Genomic DNA, 22,541 nt, shown 5'->3' on the forward strand with positions numbered 1-22,541 from the left:
GCGTCCTTGAAAAAATGTACAAGATTGATTATGCAAGAAAACTTGGTAATAGTAGAGAGCCCGGCAAAGGCTAAGACCATAGAGAAGTTTCTCGGTAAGGATTATAAGGTGATGTCGTCTTATGGACATATCCGTGACTTGAAGAAAAAGGAACTTAGTATTGACCTCGACACGTTAAATCCTGACTACGAAATCCCTGATGAGAAGAAGAAAGTAGTCAGTGAACTGAAGAAGAGTGCAAAAGCTGCCGATAAGGTTTGGTTAGCTTCCGATGAGGACCGCGAGGGAGAAGCTATCAGCTGGCACCTTTGTGAGGTGCTGGGATTGGATGAGGATAAAACGAATCGTATTGTTTTCCATGAGATTACCAAGCCAGCTATATTGAAAGCTATCGAGTCACCACGTCGTTTGGATATGAATCTTGTGAACGCACAGCAGGCTCGTCGTGTACTCGACCGCTTGGTTGGCTTCCGTCTTTCACCAGTGTTGTGGCGCAAAGTAAAGCCTGCTTTGAGTGCAGGACGTGTGCAGAGCGTAGCCGTTAGATTGATTGTTGAGCGTGAACGTGAGATACAAAACTTCAATTCAGAGCCTTACTACCGTTTGAATGCAGTCTTTGCTGTGACCAGTGAGGATGGTTCAAAGAATGAAGTGAAGGCAGAGTTGAACAAGCGTTTTAAGACACATGAGGAAGCATTAGCGTTCCTTGAACTGTGTAAGACTTCAAAATTCAAGGTCTCATCGATTGCTAAGAAGCCTTTGAAGCGTACTCCAGCTCCTCCATTTACCACCTCAACCCTCCAGCAGGAAGCTGCAAGAAAGCTCGGATTTACCGTAAGTCAGACGATGATGGTTGCCCAAAGATTGTACGAGGCGGGTCGTATAACTTACATGCGTACTGATAGTGTGAATCTTTCAGCATTCGCTATCGAGGGCTGTAAGACAGAGATTGAGCGACTCTATGGCGAAGATTATGGTAAAGTAAGAAAGTATCAGACGCATAGTAAGGGTGCTCAAGAAGCGCACGAGGCTATCCGTCCAACTTATATCGATAATGTTTCTATCGAAGGAACAAGCCAGGAAAAGCGTCTGTATGACCTTATTTGGAAACGTACGATTGCATCACAGATGGCGGATGCAAAGATAGAAAAGACCACAGTAAATATATCACTTGAGTCAGAAGAAGCCAAGAATACTACCGATTTACAGTTTATTGCGAATGGTGAGGTAGTAGCTTTCGAAGGTTTCTTGAAGGTATATCACGAGTCAACTGACGATGACGAAAACAGTGAGGAGTTCTCACATGCACTCCCAGTAATGCATGAAGGCGAAGAGTTGGAACGTCGTGAAATCGTGTCAACAGAGCGTTATTCACAGGGACCAAACCGCTATACGGAAGCAAGTCTTGTGCGTAAACTTGAAGAACTTGGTATCGGTCGCCCTTCAACTTACGCCCCAACAATCTCAACGATTCAGCAGCGTGAATACGTGCAGAAGGGAGATCGCAAGGGTGAAGAACGTAAGTATGCAGTTGACTCATTGCTTGGTTTGAAGATTACCTCTAAAACAAAGAAGGAGATGGCAGGTGCTGATAAGGGTAAACTTATCCCAACCGACATCGGTATTGTTGTAAACGACTTCCTTATGGGTAACTTCCCTGACATTATGGATTACAACTTCACGGCTAAGATTGAGCAGGAGTTCGATAAGATAGCAGAGGGAAAAGCAGAGTGGAATAAGGAGATGAAAACCTTCTACCAGAGCTTTGAACCAGAAGTAGAGAAGGTGATGAATGCTCGTTCTGAACATAAAGCAGGTGAACGTGAACTGGGTGTTGACCCAGCAACAGGCAAACCTGTATTTGTAAAGATTGGTCGTTTCGGTCCAGTGGTACAGATTGGTAGTGCTGATGATGAGGACAAACCACGTTTCTCACAGCTCCCTTCTGATAAGAGTATGGAAACCATTACTCTTGATGAGGCTTTGGAATTGTTTAAGTTGCCACGCAATCTTGGTCAGTTCGAGGGTACAGATGTCGTGATTGGTGCAGGTCGTTTTGGTCCTTACGTGCTTCACGATAAGAAGTATACATCGCTGCCAAAGGAGGAAGACCCACTCACCATCAGTCTTGATGCAGCTATCAATCTTATTCAGAAGAAGCGTTTGCAGGATGCACAGCGTCACTTAAAGACCTTCGAGGAAGATGCTAAGATGGAGGTGATGAACGGTCGTTACGGTCCTTATATTGCTTATGATGGAAAGAACTACCGTATGCCAAAAACCCTTCATGATAAGGCTGCCGAACTTACTTATGAGCAGTGTATGGATATCGTAAAGAATGCTCCGGAACCAAAGCGTAAGAAGTAATTGAATATAGACTCACCTATAAGGGAAAGGAAGACATCCACCACGTAGTCTGATGATAACAGACTATAGGGTGGATGATAAATATATCGTGAGTATGACAGAGCATACAGAAGAATATAATCCGCTTCGCATTATTCTCATTGGTTATATGGGTGCGGGCAAGACGACCGTAGGCAGAGCCTTGTCAAAGGAGTTGAACATCCCGTTCTACGACTTAGATTGGTACATAGAGAGCCGAATGCGTAAGACGGTGAAGCAAATCTTCGATGAAAGGGGAGAGGAAGGCTTCCGTATGATAGAGCAGTCAATGCTTCACGAAGTGGCTGAATTTGAGAATGTCATTATCTCTTGTGGGGGTGGAACTCCATGTTTCTTTGATAATATGGAGTATATGAATGGACAGGCTGAGACGGTCTATTTGAAAGCAGAGACTGATGTTCTGTACAAGCATCTGCTGATGGGGAAGTCCGTACGCCCCCTCTTACTCAATAAGACAGCTGATGAAGTAAACCTGTTTATTCGTGAACACCTGAAGCATCGTGAGCCTTTTTACACAAAGGCAAAGCACGTTCTTGACGTGAGTCTTATGGATAGTTACGACAAGATACAGATTTCGGTTAATCAACTTTGCCAACTATTAAAGTTGAATAAAGCCAACAGTCTGAAATAAAATAGCTATTAATAGATAGTTAGAAACCAAATGCTCAAAGCAAATAATTGATTAATTCAATATTATATATAGGGACAGAAGAAGAGAAATGAAAAAGTGGACGATTGAAGATTCTCAAGAGTTGTACAACATCTCAGGGTGGGGTACATCTTACTTTGGTATTAACGAATCGGGTGATGTGTATGTAACACCTTGTAAGGACAATACACAAGTTGACTTACGTGACGTTATGGACGAACTCGCCTTGCGTGATGTGACACCTCCAGTGTTGCTCCGTTTCCCGGATATTCTCGATAACCGTATCGAGAAAACATCCTCTTGCTTTGAGAAAGCAAGGAAGGAATATGACTTCAAAGCAGAGAACTTCATCATCTATCCTATTAAGGTAAACCAGATGCAGCCGGTAGTTGAGGAGATTATCTCCCATGGACGTAAGTTCAACTTGGGCTTGGAAGCAGGCTCAAAGCCTGAGTTGCACGCTGTGATTGCCGTACAGTGTCAGAGCGATTCGCTCATTATCTGTAACGGATATAAGGATCAGAGCTATATTGAACTGGCTCTGTTAGCACAGAAGATGGGTAAGCGTATCTTCATTGTAGTGGAGAAACTCAATGAAATCGACCTTATTGCACGTGCTGCAAAGAAGTTGAATGTAAAGCCAAACCTTGGTATTCGTATCAAACTTGCTTCAAGTGGTTCTGGTAAGTGGGCTGATAGTGGTGGCGACGCTTCTAAGTTTGGTCTTACTTCTTCTGAACTCTTGCAGGCTTTAGAGACGCTTGATAACAAGGGATTGCACGATTGTTTGCATCTTATCCACTTCCATATAGGTTCACAGATTACGAAGATTCGTCGTATTCAGACAGCTCTCAACGAGGCTGCACAGTATTATGTGAACCTCAGAAAGATGGGTTATAACGTTGATTTCGTTGACTGTGGCGGTGGTTTAGGTGTCGACTACGATGGTACCCGTTCTGCAAGTAGCGAGAGTTCTGTCAACTATAGCATTCAAGAATATGTCAACGACTGCGTCTATACCTTTGTTGATGCAGCCAATAAGAATGATATTCCACATCCAAACATCATTACTGAAAGCGGTAGAAGTCTTTCTGCTCATCACTCTGTCCTCGTGATTGATGTGCTTGAAACTGCCTCTCTGCCTGAGATGTCAGAGGATTTTGAGGCAAAGGATACCGACCATCAGTTGGTAAAAGACCTCTACGATATCTGGGATAATCTTGATTCTCGTAACATGTTAGAGGACTGGCACGATGCTGAGCAGATTCGTGAGGAGGCGTTAGAGTTGTTCTCTCATGGCTTAGTAGACCTAAAGACACGTGCTGAGATTGAGGCAATGTATTGGAGTGTATGCCATGAAATCAACAATTTGGCAAAGAATATGAAGCATGTGCCTGATGAGTTGCGCAATATGGATAAGCTTCTTGCAGATAAATATTTCTGTAACTTCTCTCTCTTCCAGTCTCTTCCAGACAGTTGGGCTATTGATCAACTCTTCCCAGTAATGCCGATCCAACGACTCAATGAGCGTCCATCACGTAACGCTACATTGCAAGATATCACCTGTGATAGCGACGGTAAGATTTCAAACTTCGTTGCAATGGGTCGCAGTAGTCACGTTCTTCCTATCCACGCATTAAAGAAGAATGAGCCTTATTACCTCGGTGTCTTCCTTGTTGGAGCTTATCAAGAGATTTTAGGTGATATGCACAACCTCTTTGGTGATACCAATGCCGTACATGTTTCAGTAAAGGATGGCAGCTATCATATCGATCAGATCTTTGATGGTGAGACGGTAGAAGAGGTATTGGAGTATGTTCAGTACAATCCAAAGAAGCTCGTTCGTCAACTCGAAATATGGGTGACAAAGAGTGTAAAGCAGGGTAAGATTTCACTTGAGGAGGGTAAAGAGTTCCTTAGTAACTACCGCAGCGGACTCTACGGTTATACCTATTTGGAGTAAACTAAAATTCTCTTAGAAGAGTAGGGTAGCTGTAGTTATATCATAGAATTATCATTGACAATCTGTAGGGGCGCATAGCTCGTGCGTCAACCATGAACATTTCGTTTCGGATGCATGTGCTGTGCGTCCCTACGTTTATTAATACAGAGCGTCAAAATATGGTGTTTAAGTAAGTTATAAGGTATGTCTACCCTGCTGTTTATCCTCGTTCTTTCTAAAAGAAGCGTGCTTTTAACGAATTATTTTCATGAAAATAAATATTTTTCTTCACGAAAATAAATATTTTTCTTCATGATAATAAATAATTTTTTTCATGAAAATAATTCAGAGTAAGTGGACTTCAACGTGAGAAAGAATACTAAATAATGACTTTATTTACACATGATAGTATCCTTAAAGAGGGTTATGAGAGTTGATGAATAGCCGAATTAAGGGCTTATCAGTTAAGTGTTTATAGAGTAGTAAAGGTCAATAACAATCAATAATCATAATTCTAACGTAGAGATGAGAACGCCTTTCGAATAATGGTAGGTTAAGGAAGTAAACACAATTACGAGTCTGGAGTTATGTATTATGAGTTAAACGAATGGATATACTATCGCAAGACATAATGTATTTACCAGGTGTGGGGCCACATCGTAAGGAGATTCTGGGCAAAGAACTTGGAATCCATACTTATCGTGACCTACTGGAATACTTCCCTTACAAATATGTTGACCGTACAAAGTTATATCTTATTTCAGAGCTTTCGCAAGATATGCCGTTTGTGCAAATCAAAGGAAGAATCCTCAGTTTTGAGGAAACTGAGATGGGAAAACGTAAGAAACGTATCGTTGCACACTTCACCGATGGACATGGCGTCTGTGATATTGTATGGTTTAATGGTACGAAGTATATCTATCAGAACTATCAAGTAAACAAGGAATATATTATCTTTGGCAAGCCTACCTTCTTTAATGGTAGGTTTCAGTTTACGCATCCTGACATTGATGATGCTTCTCAGTTGCAGCTCAATGACATGGGTATGCAACCCTTCTATGTCACAACAGAGAAGATGAAGAAGGCTGGTATCACTTCACGTGCTGTGGAGAAACTGACAAAGATGTTGATTAGTAAGCTTACTGAACCTTTAGAAGAGACACTCCCACCCTTCATTACAACCCATTTGCATCTCATCTCACGGGATGCTGCTATGCGCAAGATTCATTATCCAAAGTCGGTTGATGACACCCAGCGCGCCCGTGTACGTTTGAAGTTTGAAGAACTCTTCTACGTACAACTTAACATTCTTCGCTATGCCAGCGACCATCGTCGCAAATACCGAGGCTATATATTCAATAGGATTGGAGCACAGTTTAATTGGTTCTACTCCCATAACCTGCCTTTTGAACTTACTGGAGCGCAGAAAAGAGTGATGCATGAGATACGTGCAGACATGGCAAGCGGACGACAGATGAATCGTTTGTTACAGGGCGATGTAGGCTCAGGAAAGACCCTTGTAGCGCTGATGTCTATGCTTATTGCTATCGACAACGGCTATCAGGCTTGTATGATGGCACCTACGGAGATACTTGCAGAACAACATCTCCAGACGATTAAGGAATTTCTCAAGGGAATGAACTTGCGTGTAGAACTGTTGACGGGTATCGTGAAGGGCAAGAAACGACAAGAAGTATTAGATGGACTCATCGACGGTTCTATTAATATTGTTGTAGGAACGCACGCCATTATAGAGGATAAAGTGCAGTTCCAGCACCTCGGTATGGCTGTTGTCGACGAGCAACACCGCTTCGGTGTGGAGCAACGCGCTAAGCTATGGAGTAAGAGTGAGAATCCCCCACACGTATTGGTGATGACAGCTACGCCTATACCACGTACGCTTGCGATGACCATCTATGGCGACCTTGATGTCTCTATCATCGACGAGTTGCCACCAGGACGTAAGCCAATACAGACGATTCACAAGTATGATGACCAAATGGCGAGCCTTTATAGTGGCATAAGACAGCAGATCAACTTAGGGCGCCAAGTGTATATCGTCTATCCACTCATCAAGGAAAGCGAGCGTATGGACCTTAAAAACCTTGAGGATGGCTTTGAGGCTATGCAAGATATCTTCCCTGAATTCCAGCTAAGTAAGATTCATGGAAAGATGAAGGATAAGGAAAAAGAAGCTGAGATGCAGAAGTTTGTCAGTGGACAAACACAGATACTCGTTGCCACAACAGTGATAGAGGTAGGTGTAAACGTGCCTAATGCAAGCGTAATGGTTATTCTCGATGCTCAGCGTTTTGGGCTTTCTCAACTCCATCAGCTGCGTGGTCGTGTTGGTCGTGGTGCAGAACAGAGTTATTGTATCCTTGTTACCAACCACAAACTAACCAAGGAAACCAGAAAACGTATTGATATTATGTGCGATACAAATGATGGTTTTGAAATTGCAGAAGCCGACCTTAAGTTGCGTGGACCTGGTGATCTGGAAGGTACACAGCAAAGTGGTATAGCCTTCGATCTTAAAATTGCCGATATAGCACGTGATGGACAGATTGTTCAAATGGCACGAGAAGAGGCACAAAAGATTATCGACGACGATCCAACATGTAAAAAAATAGAATATAACATGCTTTGGGAGAGACTTAAAGCGTTAAGAAAGACTAATATAAACTGGGCTGCTATTTCATAGAAAACAACACCATAAAATTGGCTTCAAACGCCCTGTTTTAGCGACTTGACATAAATCATGTGGAGGCGAAAATACGTATTATTTCTTTGTTAAACAGGCTAAAAAAATAGCTAAGGTGCAATTTATTCTATATTTTTTCGTTATCTTTGCGAAGTCTTTCGGTAAAAATTTACGTGCTTTCAGAAGTTCATTAACGATTTAACCGTTAGAAAGGGATATGAAAATCTGTCCCGGTGCCTATAGGCATCTGAGTTTGAAACAAAATAACTTAATTATGACTTTTAAGAAAATAGTTAGGACTTTTGCTCTAACATCTCTCTTAACTTTGACAGCCCATTCAGCAAATGCCCAAGACTTGCTTGCCCGTCAAGCACCAATCGACCGACGTGCTAAAGCATTAGACACAATGGTTATTAATCGTCTTCGCGAAGCTGAGGAAATCGAAGAGCCTTCATCTGAGCTCTATAACGATTGGAATAACAATTATGCACACCGTGGAGGTAACCTCCCAGATGTATACAAGATTGATCTTCGTGACTTCCATATGCCAACACCAAGCCGTGTGATTACAAGTAACTTCGGACGCCGTTGGGGTCGTCGTCACCAAGGATTGGATATTAAAGTGTATATTGGCGATACTATTCGTGCAGCCTTCTCTGGTAAGGTTCGTGTAGTAAAATACGATGGAAACGGATATGGTAAGTACATTGTTATCCGCCATAATAATGGACTTGAAACCATTTATGGTCACCTTTCAAAGCAAATAGTAAGTCCAAACCAGACTGTTCGTGCTGGGCAGCCTATCGGATTAGGTGGTAATACTGGTCGTTCTACAGGTTCTCACCTTCACTTCGAAACTCGTTTGGCAGGTGTGGCTTTGAATCCAGCACTTTTCTTCGACTTTGCTAACCAAGATGTTACTGGCGACTACTATGTATTCCATCGCAACACTGTAGCGCAAGAGTCAGAGCGTGCAACAGCCGCTCGTGGTACTTCTTCAAGCCTTGGTTACTCTCGTGAGAACATTCAGGGCAAAGGCTACCAAAGCCATAGTTCACGTCAGGAAAGAAACTACAACACTGATTTCTCAAGTCATACTCCACGTAATGAGGCAAGTGCTGATAATGGAAAGATTTTCTATCACAAGGTTGCTAATGGTGAAACCTTAGAAACGATAGCCAAACAACATGGCATCAGTATCGAACAGTTGTGCCGTCAGAACCGCATAGGCAGATTGACGCGAGTATCAGAAGGACAGCTACTCTCGATTACGAAGTAAACATTTAACCCATTATACAAACAGCTCCGATGGACATAGTCTATCGGAGCTGTTTTCGTTTATTGTTCTTTCCTTCTATAAAGAATGAAGGAAAAGAGGATAAAGAGCGATATCGTATCAGCTCAAAGCAAGTTTACTTCCCGAACACTTGATTCATTACATTAGCAGGTGGGCGCTGATTCTCCAGCTCGTTCTTCATAAAATCCATATAAGGCGCTACATGCTCGAAGAACTGATAATACCCCTTGCAGAGATAGTTAAGTCCAGGATTGCCGTAACAATCGCGAATAAAACGATTCTTCGGACACTCTCCATGGCAAGCAAACTGATACTTGCACTCCTTACACTGTTGTGGAAGAAGTCTATACTTCATCTTGGAAAAGTCCTTCTGTCGGTCGCTATTCATCATCTCATAGATGGTATGCTGTGACAAGTTGCCAAGTTTATGTTCTGGATAAACGAAGTGATCACACGAATAAACGTCACCATTATACTCCATAACACCTGCATGACCACACTCTTTAGCCATGGTACAAATACCTGGTGGAACGCCAACCCAATTCGCTAAAGTGGCATCAAAGAGCTGTATATAATATTCGCCTACATCATGGTGTACCCACTCATCGAAGATAGTACAGAGGAAATTACCCCATTGCTCAGCCGTCACAGAGAAGTCGGTTAGCTCGCCACCTTCCTGCATTCCTGGTGCTAAGGTTAGCCCATCTGTACGCTTAATAATACGCTCTACGATAGGTGTAAACTGTATATAACGGCAGCCAATCTCCTTAAAGAAGTGATAAAAGTCTAACGGATAGTCTGCATTAAAGTCGTTGACAACGGCGAGTGCATTCCACTCAACCCCATGCTTATTCAATAAGTCTATACCTTTCATCACCTGATGGAAGGAAGGCTTACCCATTGCGTTGCGGCGATACTCGTCATGGAACTCTTGTGGACCGTCAATAGAGACACCCACAAGGAAGTTGTTTTCCTTGAAGAAACGACACCACTCATCGTTTAGTAGAATACCATTTGTCTGAATGCTATTGTCTATCTGACGACCACGAGCGTAATAACGCTGCAGTTCCAACGCACGACGATAGAACGAGATAGGACGCATCAGTGTCTCACCGCCATGCCATGTGAAGAGGACTTGTGGTGTTGTCTGCGCCTCGATGTATTCCTTGATGAATTTCTCAAGTAAGGCATCGGTAATAACATGATTCTTATTATCGTCATATAGCTTGCTCTTCTCCAAGTAATAACAATACTTACACCGCAGGTTACAAAGCGAACCAGCTGGCTTAAGCATGATATACATGGGATGACTAAAGGGAACAATGGTATTCATAATAATCTTGTTTCGGGTGGCAAAGGTAGTCAATTATTTACTAATGGCAAAACATTCCAGATCACTTATTAAACCCTTGCCGGTCATTGACTCATGAACTCTCTTATCAGAGTTGGTAGATATGACTTCGTATAGTCGTATTTTGCAGGGTATTTAGGGGCTAATACCAATGGTGTTTACCAACCGCACCATACGTGCTAAGCCTTAACACGATATGTGCGAAGCATCCGCACATCATGTGCGGAGCAATTACGCAGTAATAAAAAGCGGAAAGAAGACTTCATTAAACTTGTTATAATATGTCGTGATGGTAATATAACTGGTTCTTCCGAAATATGGAATGATAAACTAAAACTCTCATATAATAAGGCACACGGAGTCACGGAGGGACGGAGGTAACGCAATGTTACGGAGGTGCCGACGGCACAAAGAGCGACGGAGGTGTAGCGTACAGATTCTTGATAACTATTTTGGGATAAACGCTTTGTATATAAATTGCTAATAGAATTGACAATCAAACTCCTTAGCTCTATGCACCGACGGTGCCTCTGTGACTTTCATAGCTTTGTTTTAATAATCCTCTGTACTCTCCTTTTCTCCGTGTAACATTTCCTCAGAAACCTAACCTTAAGTGGCAAAACTTATCACTCCAAAATCATGAAGACCCATATAACTAACTGATAGAAGGACTTGTTTACGGAATAAGAGAAATAAAAAAATGTTCCAAGACTATTGACCACAAAGGGTCTTAGCCTTGGAACACGCCATATATAGTGTGAAACGAAATCTTACTTAGAGGTTGTCGTGTCTGGTTTAAAGGAGTCTGAGATTCCTTTACCTAATTTCTTAAAGAACTTCTTGCCATCGGCACCAATCTTACGGGTTACCTCTCCCATAGTCCTGGTTTCACGTTTAATCACCTTACTCATGCCACGTGAGAAAGTCTTAAAGCCGTCTCTAACCTCCGTTTCGCCAGATTCATCGTTGTCTGGTAGCGGTGCATAGGTTGAGTTATTACTATTTGCATTGCCATTGTTGGAAGTCTTAGGCTTTGATACATTAGAAGAATTCGCAGCCTTTGAATTGCGATTGGCTTGCTTCGCTGCAGCCTGCTTATTTGCTCTTACCATGCCTGGTGATGCTCCAGCAATACCACTATACTCTGTTTGCGCTGATACCGAGAGGCATAGCAGCAACAAAGCTACTAACATTTTAATTCTCATTCTTTCCATTTTCGTACGTTTTATTAGGTGAAGAGGACAGAGCATGAACTTGCTCTAAACATCCCCATAATAATACTACTTACTGATAAAACGATTTTATAGCGCAGAAATTGCCGCCCTTAACAATCAATAGGACGTATTAAGGGCATTTAAACCAAAGGTAGACTACCTATTTTATTAAACTACGTACGGCAAACCATGCATGAAGGAGGACTGTCTGAATCAGTCCATAGTGCTTACACATCACATCAAAACGCTCTCGGAGCGACTCTTTGTGATGACGGGTTGTTTGTCCTTCTCGTACATAATTTGCTACAACGGCATGGATATTGCGTAAAAGGAGTTGCTGACGTTCGCCCTCTTTCATGACACGTATACACCAATCTACATCTGCTGAATAGCGATAAGTCGTATCATATAATAGTGAGCGAGCGATGTCTAAGCGAGCATAAAATGCTTGATGGCATACTAACATACCATAACGGAAAGAACGCCATGTGAGTCGTTCTGATGGACTTAGCCTGCGGTGGCTAATAAAGTTGCCCTTTTCGTCAATGATGTCTGTATCGCCAAAGAGGACGGCAGGGAGTTCCTCGCCATCTCCAACAACAGCAGCAAGTACCACCTTGTCTAATGTATCGGGATTAGGGAAGCGGTCACCTGCATTCATAAAGACAATATAATCGCCGGTAGCCTGTTGTAAGCCTTTATTCATTGCGTCATAAAGTCCTTCGTCTGGCTCGCTTTGAATACGTACGACATGCTCATTCTCAGCCTCGTTAGACAGCTGCTGATAGGCTTTGGCAATCTCTAAAGTGTTGTCTGTTGAAGCCCCATCAATGATGATATGTTCGACATGGGGATAGTCCTGCATGAGCACACTGTCAAGTGTCGGTTGCAGAACCGAAGCTGCATTATAGGTTATAGTGACTACTGAAAATGTGATCATAATCGGAAATTCTTATAGGCGAGTGCCTCATTATATACTTCAAGATATTGCATTGCGACGCTACGTTGTGAATAACAACGCAGTACTTTCCCCACAGCTGCTTCTGAAAGTGCTGTGTAGTCGGACTCATCAAGCACCCAGTGTATGCCCTTGGCAAGGTCGTCTGCATTACGTTCTGCCGCTACATAGCCATTCTTACAATGGTCTATCATCTCTGGTATTCCTCCAACCTTAAAGCCTATTGAAGGTACACCACATGCCATTGCTTCCATAATCGTATTTGGAAGGTTGTCTTCAAGCGATGGTAGGACAAAGACATTAGCGGCATTATAGACATCACAGATTCGTTGTTGGTCTGTCACATAACCAATAGGATAAACTGGTAAAGCAAGTTTTCCTTCGAGTTCTTCAGCGTGTCCTCCGAGAATAGCTATGCCTGTGTTGTCCTTCATCTCAGGATGTTCGGCAACCATTTTGTCGATAGCATCAATGAAATAGTCCATTCCCTTACGTTGGTCAGTGACACGTTGAGAAACGAAGAGTATAAGTCGCTTGTCCTCTGGGAGCTGTAATTGCTGTCGAGCTTTTTGTTTGTCTTGTGGCTCAAAGATGTGTGTGTCAATAGGATTTGGAATACTTCTAACGCTGATTCCACGTAAGAGTCCACTCCGTTTTGCTTGTCGTGCGAGCCATTGACTGCAAGTAACAAACCACATGTTACCATGATGATAGACGGCTTTCTTACGCTTCCACACCTTTGAAGACAAATCATTCGAACTACCTCTACCAGGGAGAAGCGGACAGTTTCCGCAACCATTCTCGTAACGATAGCAACCATGCGCATAATGGCAGATACCAGATGCAGGCCAAAGGTCGTGCATAGTCCATACAACAGGCTTACCAGAGCATAAGATTTTTTTGATACTATTCAATGAGAGCATACCCTGATTAATCCAAGAAAGATGAATAACATCAGCTTCCTTGAACTCGCGTAGCTTTGTAATATCGGTTCCAGAGTTGGCTATATCTATCTCAAAGAGATGGTTTCGAGAGAAATGAAGGTTCCAGAAAACACAGAAACGCTCCCATAGTAGGTGCCACTGATTCCTCCACTCGTGCCCAAGACTGACCACGGTGATGTCGTCCGTCAATTTATCACGTACCAACATCTTTGCCTTCACTCCGCTGTTATTCAGAGCATCTTTGAGTCGGTTGGCTGCAACTGCAGCACCACCTGTTTTCTCACTGGTATTTACAATCAGTATTCTCATTGATATATCATTTGCAGCAAAGTTACAAGAAAACAGATAAAGAGCCAAGAAAAGTAACCAAATATTGATTGTTTGCGCACACAAAGAATTGATATGTATCAAGAAAAGACAGTTTTCAGCATAAAAGTCAATACAAATATTGCACAATACTTGAAAACATTCTAACTTTGCATTGTCAAAAGGTTAATAGATTGTTTAGGTTAGTAGTAATAGATTTAGGTTTTTAGTTATTTTATTAAGGTAAAAGTTTAACGATTGATCAAGGATGACAAAGGTGACCGTGAGGTTCCCTTTCATTTGAAAAGATTTCTTAGTTAAACATACTAATAACGCCGAAGCTCGTTGAGAGTCTCGGCGTTTTTCTTCTTTAAACATTGCCCTTTGAACATTGAACGATGATCTTTGAACATTGAACTTTGAGCTTTGACCTTTGTCTTTAAGCGTCATCAGTAATCATAATTATGCCCTTTGAACATAAAACTTTGAGCTTTGAACCTTGTCTTTAAGCATCATCAGTAATCATAATTATGAATTTTGAATTATGAATTCTGAATTATATATGAATTGTGATTTATGAATTAAGCTCCGTTTTCTGGTATAAGAAGAGCCGACACTCATAAGGAGTATCGGCTCTTCTACGTTAGTATGTTATGAAAAATTTGAGAGAATTGAGACTTCACAGCCTCGAGTTGTTTTACTTAAAATGATTATTTTATAGAGAAAGCATAGAAATTGTCTTACTTTGTGATGGTTGATACAGGTGACTGTACCTTATGTTGTAAGGTATCGCTCACTACCGAGTCGGCCTTAGCAACAGATGGACCCTCCTGAGGTTTGTCAACAGCTGCGGTGCTTGGACTTACCTGATGTACATCACCATCAGAGAAAGCAACCTGCATTGCATTACCTAAGGTAAGGAAGATTGCTACCACAGCAGCTGCCTTGAAGAGTGGCATAAGACGGTGGCGCATTGTTATTACACGTGCCTTTACTGGCTCGTCTTCCTGTATTAGTCCGAGGACTCTCTGGTCAAAGTCATCGCCCAAGCCGTCCATCTCCTTCTCATTCTGCTCATAAACGAACAGAGAACGATAAGGCAGCAACGCAGCTGGAATGTCCTCCTGTGAGAAGAACATACGCAAGATTTCCTCTTCTTGGAGAGAAGTCTCGCAACGCCAGTAGCGTTCCAGTAATTGTTCGATGTACTTATAATCCATAATTGTCTAATTTCAAGTATTTTTGTTTGACCGTTTGGCGAGCTCTAAAGATGTTAACTTTCACTTGCTCTTCGCTGATTTCGAGTATTTCAGCAATCTCTTTGTATGACTTTCCTTCAAAATCTCTTAGCTGCATGCAGCCTCTTTGTTTCTCTGGAAGAGCGTCTACAATTTGTTTAACGAGACTGATTTTGTCCTCTTCAATCATTCGGTCTTGAGGGTTAGATGAAGTGAGAGGCTCAGCAACTTTCACATCTTCCAAAGAATCATTGTTGTTTTCCTTCTTTTTGATGCGGTCGAGCGAGAGGTTTCGACATACGGTGAGGCTAAATGCTTCGATAGAATCGATGTTTTCCCACTCGTATCGGCGGTTCCAAACCTTTATCAGTGTGTCCTGAACGATGTCCTCAGCCTCAGCTCTGTTGAGCGTGATACGGAGTGCAAGCCGGAAGAGTTCATTCTTCAACGGCAACACATCGTTACGGAAACTGACTTTTTTCATCTTCTCTCTGTTTAAATGACGCTTATCTCTGGGGGAAAGTTACAAGCATGGGGTAAAAAATGCTGTTATTTAACTTTCATTAAGATGTTAGATGTTGTTTTTTTGTTGCTTATTATTGCTCTTTTATTTGGCTTTGAGGCTTATTATAAGGGCTTTGTCGTGATCTAATTTTATGATGTTAAAGGAATTTCTTTCATGAAAAGAAATATTTTTCTTCATGACAAGAAATCTTTTTTTTTCATGAAAATAAATTCTTCTTCTCGTGAAAATAATTCCGAAATAACGCCCTTTATATTCTTCATCTCTATGCTTTACACATCTTGGTTGTGCTGTTTATCAGTCTTAAACATCATCTTTACACTTCCACTCTTTCGTCTTTCTTATCCAATAACTCCATCAAACTCAGTAATCATAATTATGAATTATGAATTATGAATTTTGAATTAATAATAGTAATCATAATTATGAATTGTGAATTAAAAGAGCCTCTGCCACTTTCAAGTCGAATGGGGTTGTAATCTTAATGTTCTCGCGATTTCCTTCCACCATTGTTACCACTTGTCCGAGTCGTTCAACAACGCTCGCATCATCGGTAAAATCGGCACTTTCTTCTTGTTCGTATGCTTTTTTGATGAGTTGGATATCAAAGACCTGTGGCGTTTGTACGGCTTTATAATTGCTACGCTGTACGTTTCTTCCGCTTGGAGAGTCACCGATAAAACGCAGAGTGTCAGTAACTGGTAATACAGGAATGACCGCTTTTGACGTCTGAGCAGTATCAAAACAACGTGCAATGGTCTCACAAGAGACGAAAGGACGCACCCCATCATGGATGCCAACAAGTCCAATAGCATCTGTAGGAATCATCGAAATGCCATTCTTACATGACTGAAAGCGACTTGCACCACCATCAGCTAACTGGTACTCCTCATCGAAATGATACTGCTCACATAGTTCCTTCCAATATGTTTGTTGCTCTTTCGGTAGGACGAGGATAACTTTCAAATCCTTATCGTAGGCATGAAAGCGACTGATTGTGTGCATGAGGACAGGTTTCCCACCGACAGGAAGAAACTGTTTGGGTATGTCTGCTCCCATTCGCAATCCCTTTCCGCCAGCGACGATGATGGCATATTTTGATGTTTTAGACGTCACAATTCTATGCTATGAATATGGTTTATGAATTGAGAAGACGGTCGTAAATCATACCCTTCTTTATCTCTTCCACCTTCTCAGCAGGTAAGAAATAGCTTAGAAGCTGATATCCGTATGGGAAAGAAGCAGCAGGACCGGCACCAGTTGTTACGTTTCCGTCTTCCTGAACAAGTGCTCCTGTGTATTCAGCATCCTCACCTAAGTAGCTTTCCATACCTGGATAGATTGTTGCTTTCTTACCTTTCAACAAGCCAACAGATGCCAATACCAATGGAGCAGCACAGATAGCAGCAACGCGTTTACCCTTTTCAAACTGCTCTTTGAGGGCTTTACGAACGCCTTCGTGCTCGTTCAAGTTTTTTGAACCAGGCATACCGCCAGGCAACATCAGTAAGTCCGCATCCGAGAAGTCGGTTATGTTCTCAAAAAGGAGGTCGGCTTTAACCACTACACCATGTGATGATTCAACGAGATTACTACCTGTAATACTAACCATCTTCACCTCTACGCCTCCACGTCGTAGGATATCAACAGGCGCCAAAGCCTCAACTTCTTCAAAGCCATTAGCGAGAAACTCATATACCTTAGCCATAATTATTTTATTTTTACGTAATAAATCCAATTAAAATCTTTACTTTTGCAAATGAATTGTGTCTGCAAATATACTAAATATTCATGGTATTGTGTGGCTTGTAAGACTAAAAGAATTAAAAAAGGCATGTTTTTATGGCAGAAAAGAAACTTAGTTTTGCTATCTTCGGCAATGCTTCTAAAGCTTTTGACTCGCTTCAGATAACAGAAATCTTAGACTATCTGAGGGAGCATGAAGCTGATGTATATATTGAACAGAACTTTTATAATAGCCTACAAAAAGAACTTAAGAAGTCGATTTCTATAGCGGGTGTATTCGAGGGGGTAAACTTTGATGTTGATTATGTCATTTCCTTAGGTGGCGATGGTACTTTTCTAAAGGCAGCAAGTAAGGTTGGTCCCAAGCAAATACCTATCATTGGCGTGAATATGGGACGGTTAGGTTTCCTCGCAAATGTTGCTCCGGAAGAAATTAAAGACGTACTTTATAATGTCTTTGAAGGAAGATATGAGATCGAGGAACGTGCTGTTATCCAACTTGAAGCAGATGGGAAAGCTCTCGAGAACTGTCCTTTTGCCTTGAACGATATTGCGATTTTGAAACGTGATAATGCTGCGATGATATCGATAAAGGCAAGTGTTAATGGCGAATTTTTGGTAACTTATTTGGCAGACGGACTCGTTATCAGTACGCCAACAGGCTCAACAGCTTACTCATTGTCAGTTGGTGGTCCGATTATCGTACCTCAATCAGGCATTTTAAGTATGACTCCTGTAGCACCACATAGTCTGAATATTCGTCCAATCGTTATCAGTGATGAGGCTGAGATAAAGTTGGAAGTAAAGAGCCGAAGCCACAACTTCCTTGCAGCTGTGGACGGAAGGTCAGAGAAACTCAGTGAGGGAGTAACGCTAACGATAAAGAAGGCACCGCATAAGGTGCGTATCGTGAAGGTCTATGGGCAGCGTTTCTTCTCAACACTACGTGAGAAGTTGATGTGGGGAGCTGATACACGCCAGTTTTAGGAAGGCTGATTGTTGGCGAGAAAGGCAGTGAATAGCTTACCATACAGTTTAGTTTTCCTATTCAAACCATCCTTATTGGCTATGCTAACCCAGCTGAAAAGTCTATCATTCCCACACCTTCAATAAAATTAAAAATAAAAGGTAATAATGCTAAGCAAGATAAAGAAACTCTTTCAAATCCCTGAAACGCGTTACACAAGCAAGGAGATATTCCGCTGGTTGTGGAATGCGTGGCGTGGTAATCGTAAGCAGGCGGTGCTGAATGCTTTGATAGGTATTCTCAGCGTAGTCGTTTCTTTGGCAACTGTTTGGGCTGTTCAACATGCCATTGATGTGGCTTCTCATGTCATAGAGGGCAGTATTTATACCGCAGTGAGCATCATGGGAGCGTTGATACTCTGTGATTTCGCGTTGAGTATAGCCTCTGTATGGGTAAAGAACCTGTTAGGTATCAAGGCGCAGAACCGTATGCAACAGCGAATGCTCGACCGTATTTTGCGTTCGGAGTGGCATGGAAAAGAGCGTCATCACAGTGGTGACGTACTTAATCGATTGGAATTTGATGTTGCCAATGTGGTAAGTTTCCTCACCGAGACGATACCAAGTTCAGTCTCAACATTGGCTATGTTCCTCGGTGCTTTCTTCTATTTGATGTCGATGGACTGGCGTCTTGCCATTATCATTGTCGTTATGATTCCACTATTTGTCCTCATCAGCAAGGTGTATGTACGTCAGATGAGACGACTGACACGTGAAGTTCGCGACTCAGATTCAAAGGTTCAGAGTGTTTTGCAAGAAACGATTCAGCACAGAATGCTCATCAAGACACTTGAAAGTGATGAGATGATTGTTGGAAAGTTAGAGGGAACACAACACGAGTTGCGTCGTAAGGTAGTGCGAAGAACAAAGTTTTCTGTATTCTCAAACCTTGTTTTGAACTTTGGGTTTGCCTTTGGTTATCTTGTTGCTTTCACGTGGGCAGCCCTCCGCATGTCGGCTCATTCGCTGACTTTTGGCGGTATGACAGCCTTCTTACAGTTGGTAAATAAGATTCAAAATCCTGCTCGTCAATTAACGAAATTAGTACCTGCGTTTGTCTCAGTATTCACTGCTGCCGAGCGATTAATGGAGTTAGAGGAGAATCCTTTAGAGGAACAAGGCGAGCCGATAGAGGTGGCTGGACCTTGTGGTATTCGTTTAAGCCATGTTGACTATCGTTATGATGATGCCGAACGTGAGATATTGAAGGACCTTGACTTCGACTTTTATCCTGGCTCTTGTACGGCTATTCTTGGTGAGACAGGTGCTGGAAAGACAACGCTTGTACGTATGCTCCTTGCCTTATTGAAACCAAATAAGGGTTCTGTAGAGATTTATAACGAAAAAGAAAGCAGAGAGTTGACACCGCTCATGCGTACCAATTTCGTCTATGTCCCTCAAGGTAACACACTTCTTAGCGGTACAATCCGTGAGAACCTACTACTCGGTAAGGTCGATGCAACGGAAGAAGAGATGATTGCAGTACTTAAGAAGAGCTGTGCTGACTTTGTTTTCCATCTTCCTTTGGGACTCGATACGCTCTGTTCAGAGCAGGGAGGAGGACTCAGTGAAGGACAGGCACAACGCATTGCCATAGCTCGTTCGTTACTGCGTGACCGTAGTATCATGATATTTGATGAGGCAACGTCAGCCCTTGACCCACAGACAGAGCGCGACCTCTTGAAGAATATACTCTCCAATCACGATAAAACGGTGATTTTTATCACCCATCGTCCAGCTGTTGTTGACTATTGCGACCAGACGTTGACCATAGAAAAAATACAATAATGTATTTGCGTTATTCAAAATAAGGTCGTATATTTGCAACATGACTGAAAACTGAAAGGAGACCTAAAAACTGCAAATTCCAATCTTATTAGTGGAAGAAAGATAAAGAAAATAGAATAAAATTAGATATGAAAAGAATTCTTTTAGCTGTTGTCAGTGTATTTCTTATGGCCGCACCAGTGGCTTTTGCACAAACAACAAACGTTGAACAAACTAAGGATTTAGATGCTAAGTATGCTACGAACATGCTCAAGCCGGGCACACGTGCGCCTGAGTTTAAGTTGAAGACATACGATGCTAAGGAAATAAAATTGAGTCAGTATCGTGGTAGTTACGTGGTATTGGATTTCTGGGCAAGCTGGTGTCCAGACTGTCGTCGTGATATTCCTGCCATGAAGGCGCTTTACGAGCAGTTCCGCGATTATGGAGTGCAGTTTGTTGGTATCTCTTTCGATACCGATCGCGAGGTTTGGGCACAGACTTATTGGGGCAAGTATCAGATGCACTGGACACAGGTGAGCGAACTAAAGAAATTCAGAAAGAATACTGTTATCGACAAGTTGTATAAGATTGATTGGATTCCTTCAATGTATCTCGTTGATCCAGAGGGCAAGATTGTCATGGGAACGGTGGAGATAGGTAAGCTGAAAGCGAAGTTAGAATCTCTTCCGCTGACTCCACAGGTTAGTAAGACAGAGGTGCTCCCAACCTTTGAAGGCGGTCAGGAGGCTATAAATAACTATTTTGCACAGAGTCAGCGTCGTAGCATTCAGTCATTCCGTTCAAAGGTACAGGCTGAGATGACCGTTGTTTTCAATGTTGAGATGGATGGCACTGTTACTGGTGCTCGTGTCGTTGACGTAAAGAATGTGAAGGGCACAAGCAAGCACTTCATGAAGATGGATGCTGAGAAACAGAAGCGGGTGTTGAACAACTGCGTTGAATACTACAAAGAGCAGGCTGTTCGTCTTACGAATAATATGCCTAAGTGGAACCCTGCTACGCAGAATGGTCGCCCTGTAAAGAGCAAGACAACAGTGAATATTGTTTTCCAGTAATAGGCGGATTGGACAACAATTAAGTTCTAAATAAGATGTACAAGGCTGTCCTAACGAGGGCAGCCTTGTGCTTTTTATTCCTTGAAAAATGCTCTTTTTGATTCTGCTTCAGTCTCATCTTTCATCGTGTTAGTACTCCGCACCATTGGTGCTAACCCTCCGCACGCTATGTGCTAAGCACTAACACGTATAGAAGAGATGGGTAAGACGAACTTTTGTTGACCAATGTTTGGAAATATTGCTGTCTGGTAAAAATAAACTGAAAGTTCTGTATCTCTTTACCCATCGGTGTTACAGCCGTTTTACTTATCCAGGGGCTTGGTTTTCAGTTTCAAACTGTAAGCATTATAAAATGTGCTTATATTGACAAGGAAAGCCCTATAATAACCAGATAAATTAATGAAATCATAAGTTTAAGTCTATTTTAACTAACACAGATAAATCCAAAAAAATTTTATCGGACACCAATAGTTTGGAAACAAGAATATTAATGCTTACTTTTGTGAAAAGTACATAAAGGAAAGGTTATAGTTGATAGTTGCACCGTTTTACTGTGTCTTACATTTCGATATAGTTAGTAGGATAGATTGATAGCGGTTGACTTTTTAATCTTTGGAAGAATGAATAAGTTATTATGGTTATGTGGAATAATTGCCTTTGCAGTCGTCAGTTGTACAGAAGGTAATCGAGGTAGTATCAAGAAAAAGGATACACTCAGTGCGTATGACTCCGTTCTTATTGGACGTGATCCCGGCTTTAGTTGCGGTCTTACGGAGGTTTATTGGATGTTATATAAGAATGGAAGTGTAACGAAATGTACGCGATCAATATTTGCATCTGACGATGGTAAAGACACTGTCAGAACTGTTCGTTTTAGTGATGACAGTGCTCGTCGTGTACAAGAACTTGTTGATGATATGTTCGTCAAGGGTACTGTAAAGGACATTGTGGCGGTAAAAGGTAACGAACATTGCAGTGATATGGGTGGTCTATACATCTATATTTACTATCATGGAAAGACCGTTCGATATGAATATAACTGGGGACAAACAGGTGTAAAATACTCTTCCGAGTTCAATGAACTTATGAATCTGTTAAAGGTGCATGATGCTGAATAGGGAGAAAGACGTATAAAAGCAGCGAGAAGAGCATTAGGACTTTCTCATTGTTGTGTCTATATACGAGTTATGCATCCTATTTATGCTCAGTAGATTAGGTTAATTTGGATAAAAATAATAGTAGGCTGTGAAAGTTTCTTTGAATTATTTGTAACTATCCGATAAAAAATGTACTTTTGTGTTCAGTAAGTTAAAACTCTAAAAGAAGGAAGACGAGTGCTAAAATTATATAGTGTAACGAACTTTTAGATAGCTTTTTAAAATATAAAGACA

17 protein-coding genes are annotated in these 22,541 nt (G+C 41.8%); 9 read left to right on the top strand and 8 right to left on the bottom strand.

Translation table 11 applies throughout. From position 1 onward, the window contains the following. The first annotated feature begins 30 nt into the window (after positions 1 to 30). The 5 genes from topA (at position 31) to FIU21_RS12750 (ending at position 8,980) form a co-directional block, all read left to right on the top strand. Positions 31 to 2,367 (top strand): type I DNA topoisomerase, encoded by a 2,337-nt coding sequence (topA, locus tag FIU21_RS12730; RefSeq protein WP_036885723.1) that lies wholly within the window; start codon positions 31 to 33, stop codon positions 2,365 to 2,367. A 94-nt stretch (positions 2,368 to 2,461) separates the two neighbouring features. Then, positions 2,462 to 3,037 (top strand): shikimate kinase, encoded by a 576-nt coding sequence (locus tag FIU21_RS12735; RefSeq protein WP_036885771.1) that lies wholly within the window; start codon positions 2,462 to 2,464, stop codon positions 3,035 to 3,037. Between the two features lie 88 nt (positions 3,038 to 3,125). Continuing rightward, the gene (speA, locus tag FIU21_RS12740; protein WP_004358770.1) at positions 3,126 to 5,018 is read left to right on the top strand and encodes a biosynthetic arginine decarboxylase; all 1,893 of its coding nucleotides are present in this window, start codon (positions 3,126 to 3,128) and stop codon (positions 5,016 to 5,018) included. A gap of 586 nt (positions 5,019 to 5,604) precedes the next feature. Continuing rightward, positions 5,605 to 7,701, top strand: a complete 2,097-nt coding sequence (gene recG, locus FIU21_RS12745; RefSeq protein ID WP_004358769.1) for an ATP-dependent DNA helicase RecG — start codon at positions 5,605 to 5,607, stop codon at positions 7,699 to 7,701. 274 nt (positions 7,702 to 7,975) lie between these two features. Continuing rightward, positions 7,976 to 8,980, top strand: coding sequence for a peptidoglycan DD-metalloendopeptidase family protein (locus FIU21_RS12750; RefSeq protein WP_036885722.1), 1,005 nt, complete (start codon positions 7,976 to 7,978; stop codon positions 8,978 to 8,980). 133 nt (positions 8,981 to 9,113) lie between these two features. Here the strand turns inward: FIU21_RS12750 and FIU21_RS12755 are convergent, their stop codons facing one another. From FIU21_RS12755 to FIU21_RS12790, 8 genes are all read right to left on the bottom strand, one after another. Further along, positions 9,114 to 10,331: an anaerobic sulfatase-maturation protein gene (locus FIU21_RS12755; RefSeq protein WP_004358767.1), complete on the bottom strand. Its 1,218-nt coding sequence runs from the start codon at positions 10,329 to 10,331 to the stop codon at positions 9,114 to 9,116. A gap of 788 nt (positions 10,332 to 11,119) precedes the next feature. Continuing rightward, positions 11,120 to 11,563 carry a hypothetical protein gene (locus FIU21_RS12760; RefSeq protein WP_036885721.1) on the bottom strand — a complete coding sequence of 148 codons (444 nt, stop codon included), beginning with the start codon at positions 11,561 to 11,563 and terminating at the stop codon, positions 11,120 to 11,122. A gap of 160 nt (positions 11,564 to 11,723) precedes the next feature. Continuing rightward, positions 11,724 to 12,503, bottom strand: coding sequence for a glycosyltransferase family 2 protein (locus FIU21_RS12765; protein WP_172891407.1), 780 nt, complete (start codon positions 12,501 to 12,503; stop codon positions 11,724 to 11,726). Then, a complete protein-coding gene (locus FIU21_RS12770; RefSeq protein WP_004358764.1) occupies positions 12,500 to 13,774 on the bottom strand; it encodes a glycosyltransferase family 4 protein in 1,275 nt (424 codons plus the stop codon). Before FIU21_RS12770 ends, FIU21_RS12765 begins: the two co-directional genes overlap by 4 nt. Before the next feature lie 737 nt (positions 13,775 to 14,511). Beyond that, positions 14,512 to 14,991 (bottom strand): PG0215 family putative anti-sigma factor, encoded by a 480-nt coding sequence (locus tag FIU21_RS12775; RefSeq protein WP_004358763.1) that lies wholly within the window; start codon positions 14,989 to 14,991, stop codon positions 14,512 to 14,514. Next, positions 14,981 to 15,493 carry a GFO_1088 family ECF-type sigma factor gene (locus FIU21_RS12780; RefSeq protein WP_004358762.1) on the bottom strand — a complete coding sequence of 171 codons (513 nt, stop codon included), beginning with the start codon at positions 15,491 to 15,493 and terminating at the stop codon, positions 14,981 to 14,983. The genes FIU21_RS12775 and FIU21_RS12780 overlap by 11 nt, the downstream gene beginning before the upstream one ends. 462 nt (positions 15,494 to 15,955) lie before the next feature. Next, positions 15,956 to 16,591: a 2-C-methyl-D-erythritol 4-phosphate cytidylyltransferase gene (locus FIU21_RS12785; RefSeq protein ID WP_004358761.1), complete on the bottom strand. Its 636-nt coding sequence runs from the start codon at positions 16,589 to 16,591 to the stop codon at positions 15,956 to 15,958. A gap of 79 nt (positions 16,592 to 16,670) precedes the next feature. Then, positions 16,671 to 17,240 (bottom strand): DJ-1 family glyoxalase III, encoded by a 570-nt coding sequence (locus tag FIU21_RS12790; RefSeq protein ID WP_004358760.1) that lies wholly within the window; start codon positions 17,238 to 17,240, stop codon positions 16,671 to 16,673. A gap of 134 nt (positions 17,241 to 17,374) precedes the next feature. On the opposite strand from FIU21_RS12790, the gene FIU21_RS12795 reads away from it, so the two are divergent. The 4 genes from FIU21_RS12795 to FIU21_RS12810 all read left to right on the top strand — a co-directional run bounded on the left by FIU21_RS12795 (position 17,375) and on the right by FIU21_RS12810 (position 22,268). After that, positions 17,375 to 18,265, top strand: coding sequence for an NAD kinase (locus FIU21_RS12795; RefSeq protein WP_004358759.1), 891 nt, complete (start codon positions 17,375 to 17,377; stop codon positions 18,263 to 18,265). A gap of 147 nt (positions 18,266 to 18,412) precedes the next feature. Continuing rightward, positions 18,413 to 20,092: an ABC transporter ATP-binding protein gene (locus FIU21_RS12800; RefSeq protein ID WP_004358758.1), complete on the top strand. Its 1,680-nt coding sequence runs from the start codon at positions 18,413 to 18,415 to the stop codon at positions 20,090 to 20,092. Positions 20,093 to 20,220: 128 nt separating this feature from the next. Continuing rightward, complete coding sequence (locus FIU21_RS12805; protein WP_004358757.1) at positions 20,221 to 21,150, top strand: redoxin domain-containing protein; 930 nt, start codon at positions 20,221 to 20,223, stop codon at positions 21,148 to 21,150. Positions 21,151 to 21,770: 620 nt separating this feature from the next. Beyond that, positions 21,771 to 22,268 (top strand): hypothetical protein, encoded by a 498-nt coding sequence (locus tag FIU21_RS12810; protein ID WP_036885717.1) that lies wholly within the window; start codon positions 21,771 to 21,773, stop codon positions 22,266 to 22,268. Positions 22,269 to 22,541: the final 273 nt, after the last annotated feature.

It is taken from the genome of Prevotella melaninogenica, from assembly GCF_013267595.1.
Classification (GTDB): Bacteria; Bacteroidota; Bacteroidia; order Bacteroidales; family Bacteroidaceae; genus Prevotella; species Prevotella melaninogenica_D.

Bases quoted from the DNA above. Each gene is read 5' to 3' on its own strand.
- topA (WP_036885723.1), top strand. From the start codon at position 31: ATGCAAGAAAACTTGGTAATAGTAGAGAGCCCGGCAAAGGCTAAGACC.
- FIU21_RS12735 (WP_036885771.1), top strand. From the start codon at position 2,462: ATGACAGAGCATACAGAAGAATATAATCCGCTTCGCATTATTCTCATT.
- speA (WP_004358770.1), top strand. From the start codon at position 3,126: ATGAAAAAGTGGACGATTGAAGATTCTCAAGAGTTGTACAACATCTCA.
- recG (WP_004358769.1), top strand. From the start codon at position 5,605: ATGGATATACTATCGCAAGACATAATGTATTTACCAGGTGTGGGGCCA.
- FIU21_RS12750 (WP_036885722.1), top strand. From the start codon at position 7,976: ATGACTTTTAAGAAAATAGTTAGGACTTTTGCTCTAACATCTCTCTTA.
- FIU21_RS12755 (WP_004358767.1), bottom strand. From the start codon at position 10,331: ATGAATACCATTGTTCCCTTTAGTCATCCCATGTATATCATGCTTAAG.
- FIU21_RS12760 (WP_036885721.1), bottom strand. From the start codon at position 11,563: ATGGAAAGAATGAGAATTAAAATGTTAGTAGCTTTGTTGCTGCTATGC.
- FIU21_RS12765 (WP_172891407.1), bottom strand. From the start codon at position 12,503: ATGATCACATTTTCAGTAGTCACTATAACCTATAATGCAGCTTCGGTT.
- FIU21_RS12770 (WP_004358764.1), bottom strand. From the start codon at position 13,774: ATGAGAATACTGATTGTAAATACCAGTGAGAAAACAGGTGGTGCTGCA.
- FIU21_RS12775 (WP_004358763.1), bottom strand. From the start codon at position 14,991: ATGGATTATAAGTACATCGAACAATTACTGGAACGCTACTGGCGTTGC.
- FIU21_RS12780 (WP_004358762.1), bottom strand. From the start codon at position 15,493: ATGAAAAAAGTCAGTTTCCGTAACGATGTGTTGCCGTTGAAGAATGAA.
- FIU21_RS12785 (WP_004358761.1), bottom strand. From the start codon at position 16,591: ATGGGAGCAGACATACCCAAACAGTTTCTTCCTGTCGGTGGGAAACCT.
- FIU21_RS12790 (WP_004358760.1), bottom strand. From the start codon at position 17,240: ATGGCTAAGGTATATGAGTTTCTCGCTAATGGCTTTGAAGAAGTTGAG.
- FIU21_RS12795 (WP_004358759.1), top strand. From the start codon at position 17,375: ATGGCAGAAAAGAAACTTAGTTTTGCTATCTTCGGCAATGCTTCTAAA.
- FIU21_RS12800 (WP_004358758.1), top strand. From the start codon at position 18,413: ATGCTAAGCAAGATAAAGAAACTCTTTCAAATCCCTGAAACGCGTTAC.
- FIU21_RS12805 (WP_004358757.1), top strand. From the start codon at position 20,221: ATGAAAAGAATTCTTTTAGCTGTTGTCAGTGTATTTCTTATGGCCGCA.
- FIU21_RS12810 (WP_036885717.1), top strand. From the start codon at position 21,771: ATGAATAAGTTATTATGGTTATGTGGAATAATTGCCTTTGCAGTCGTC.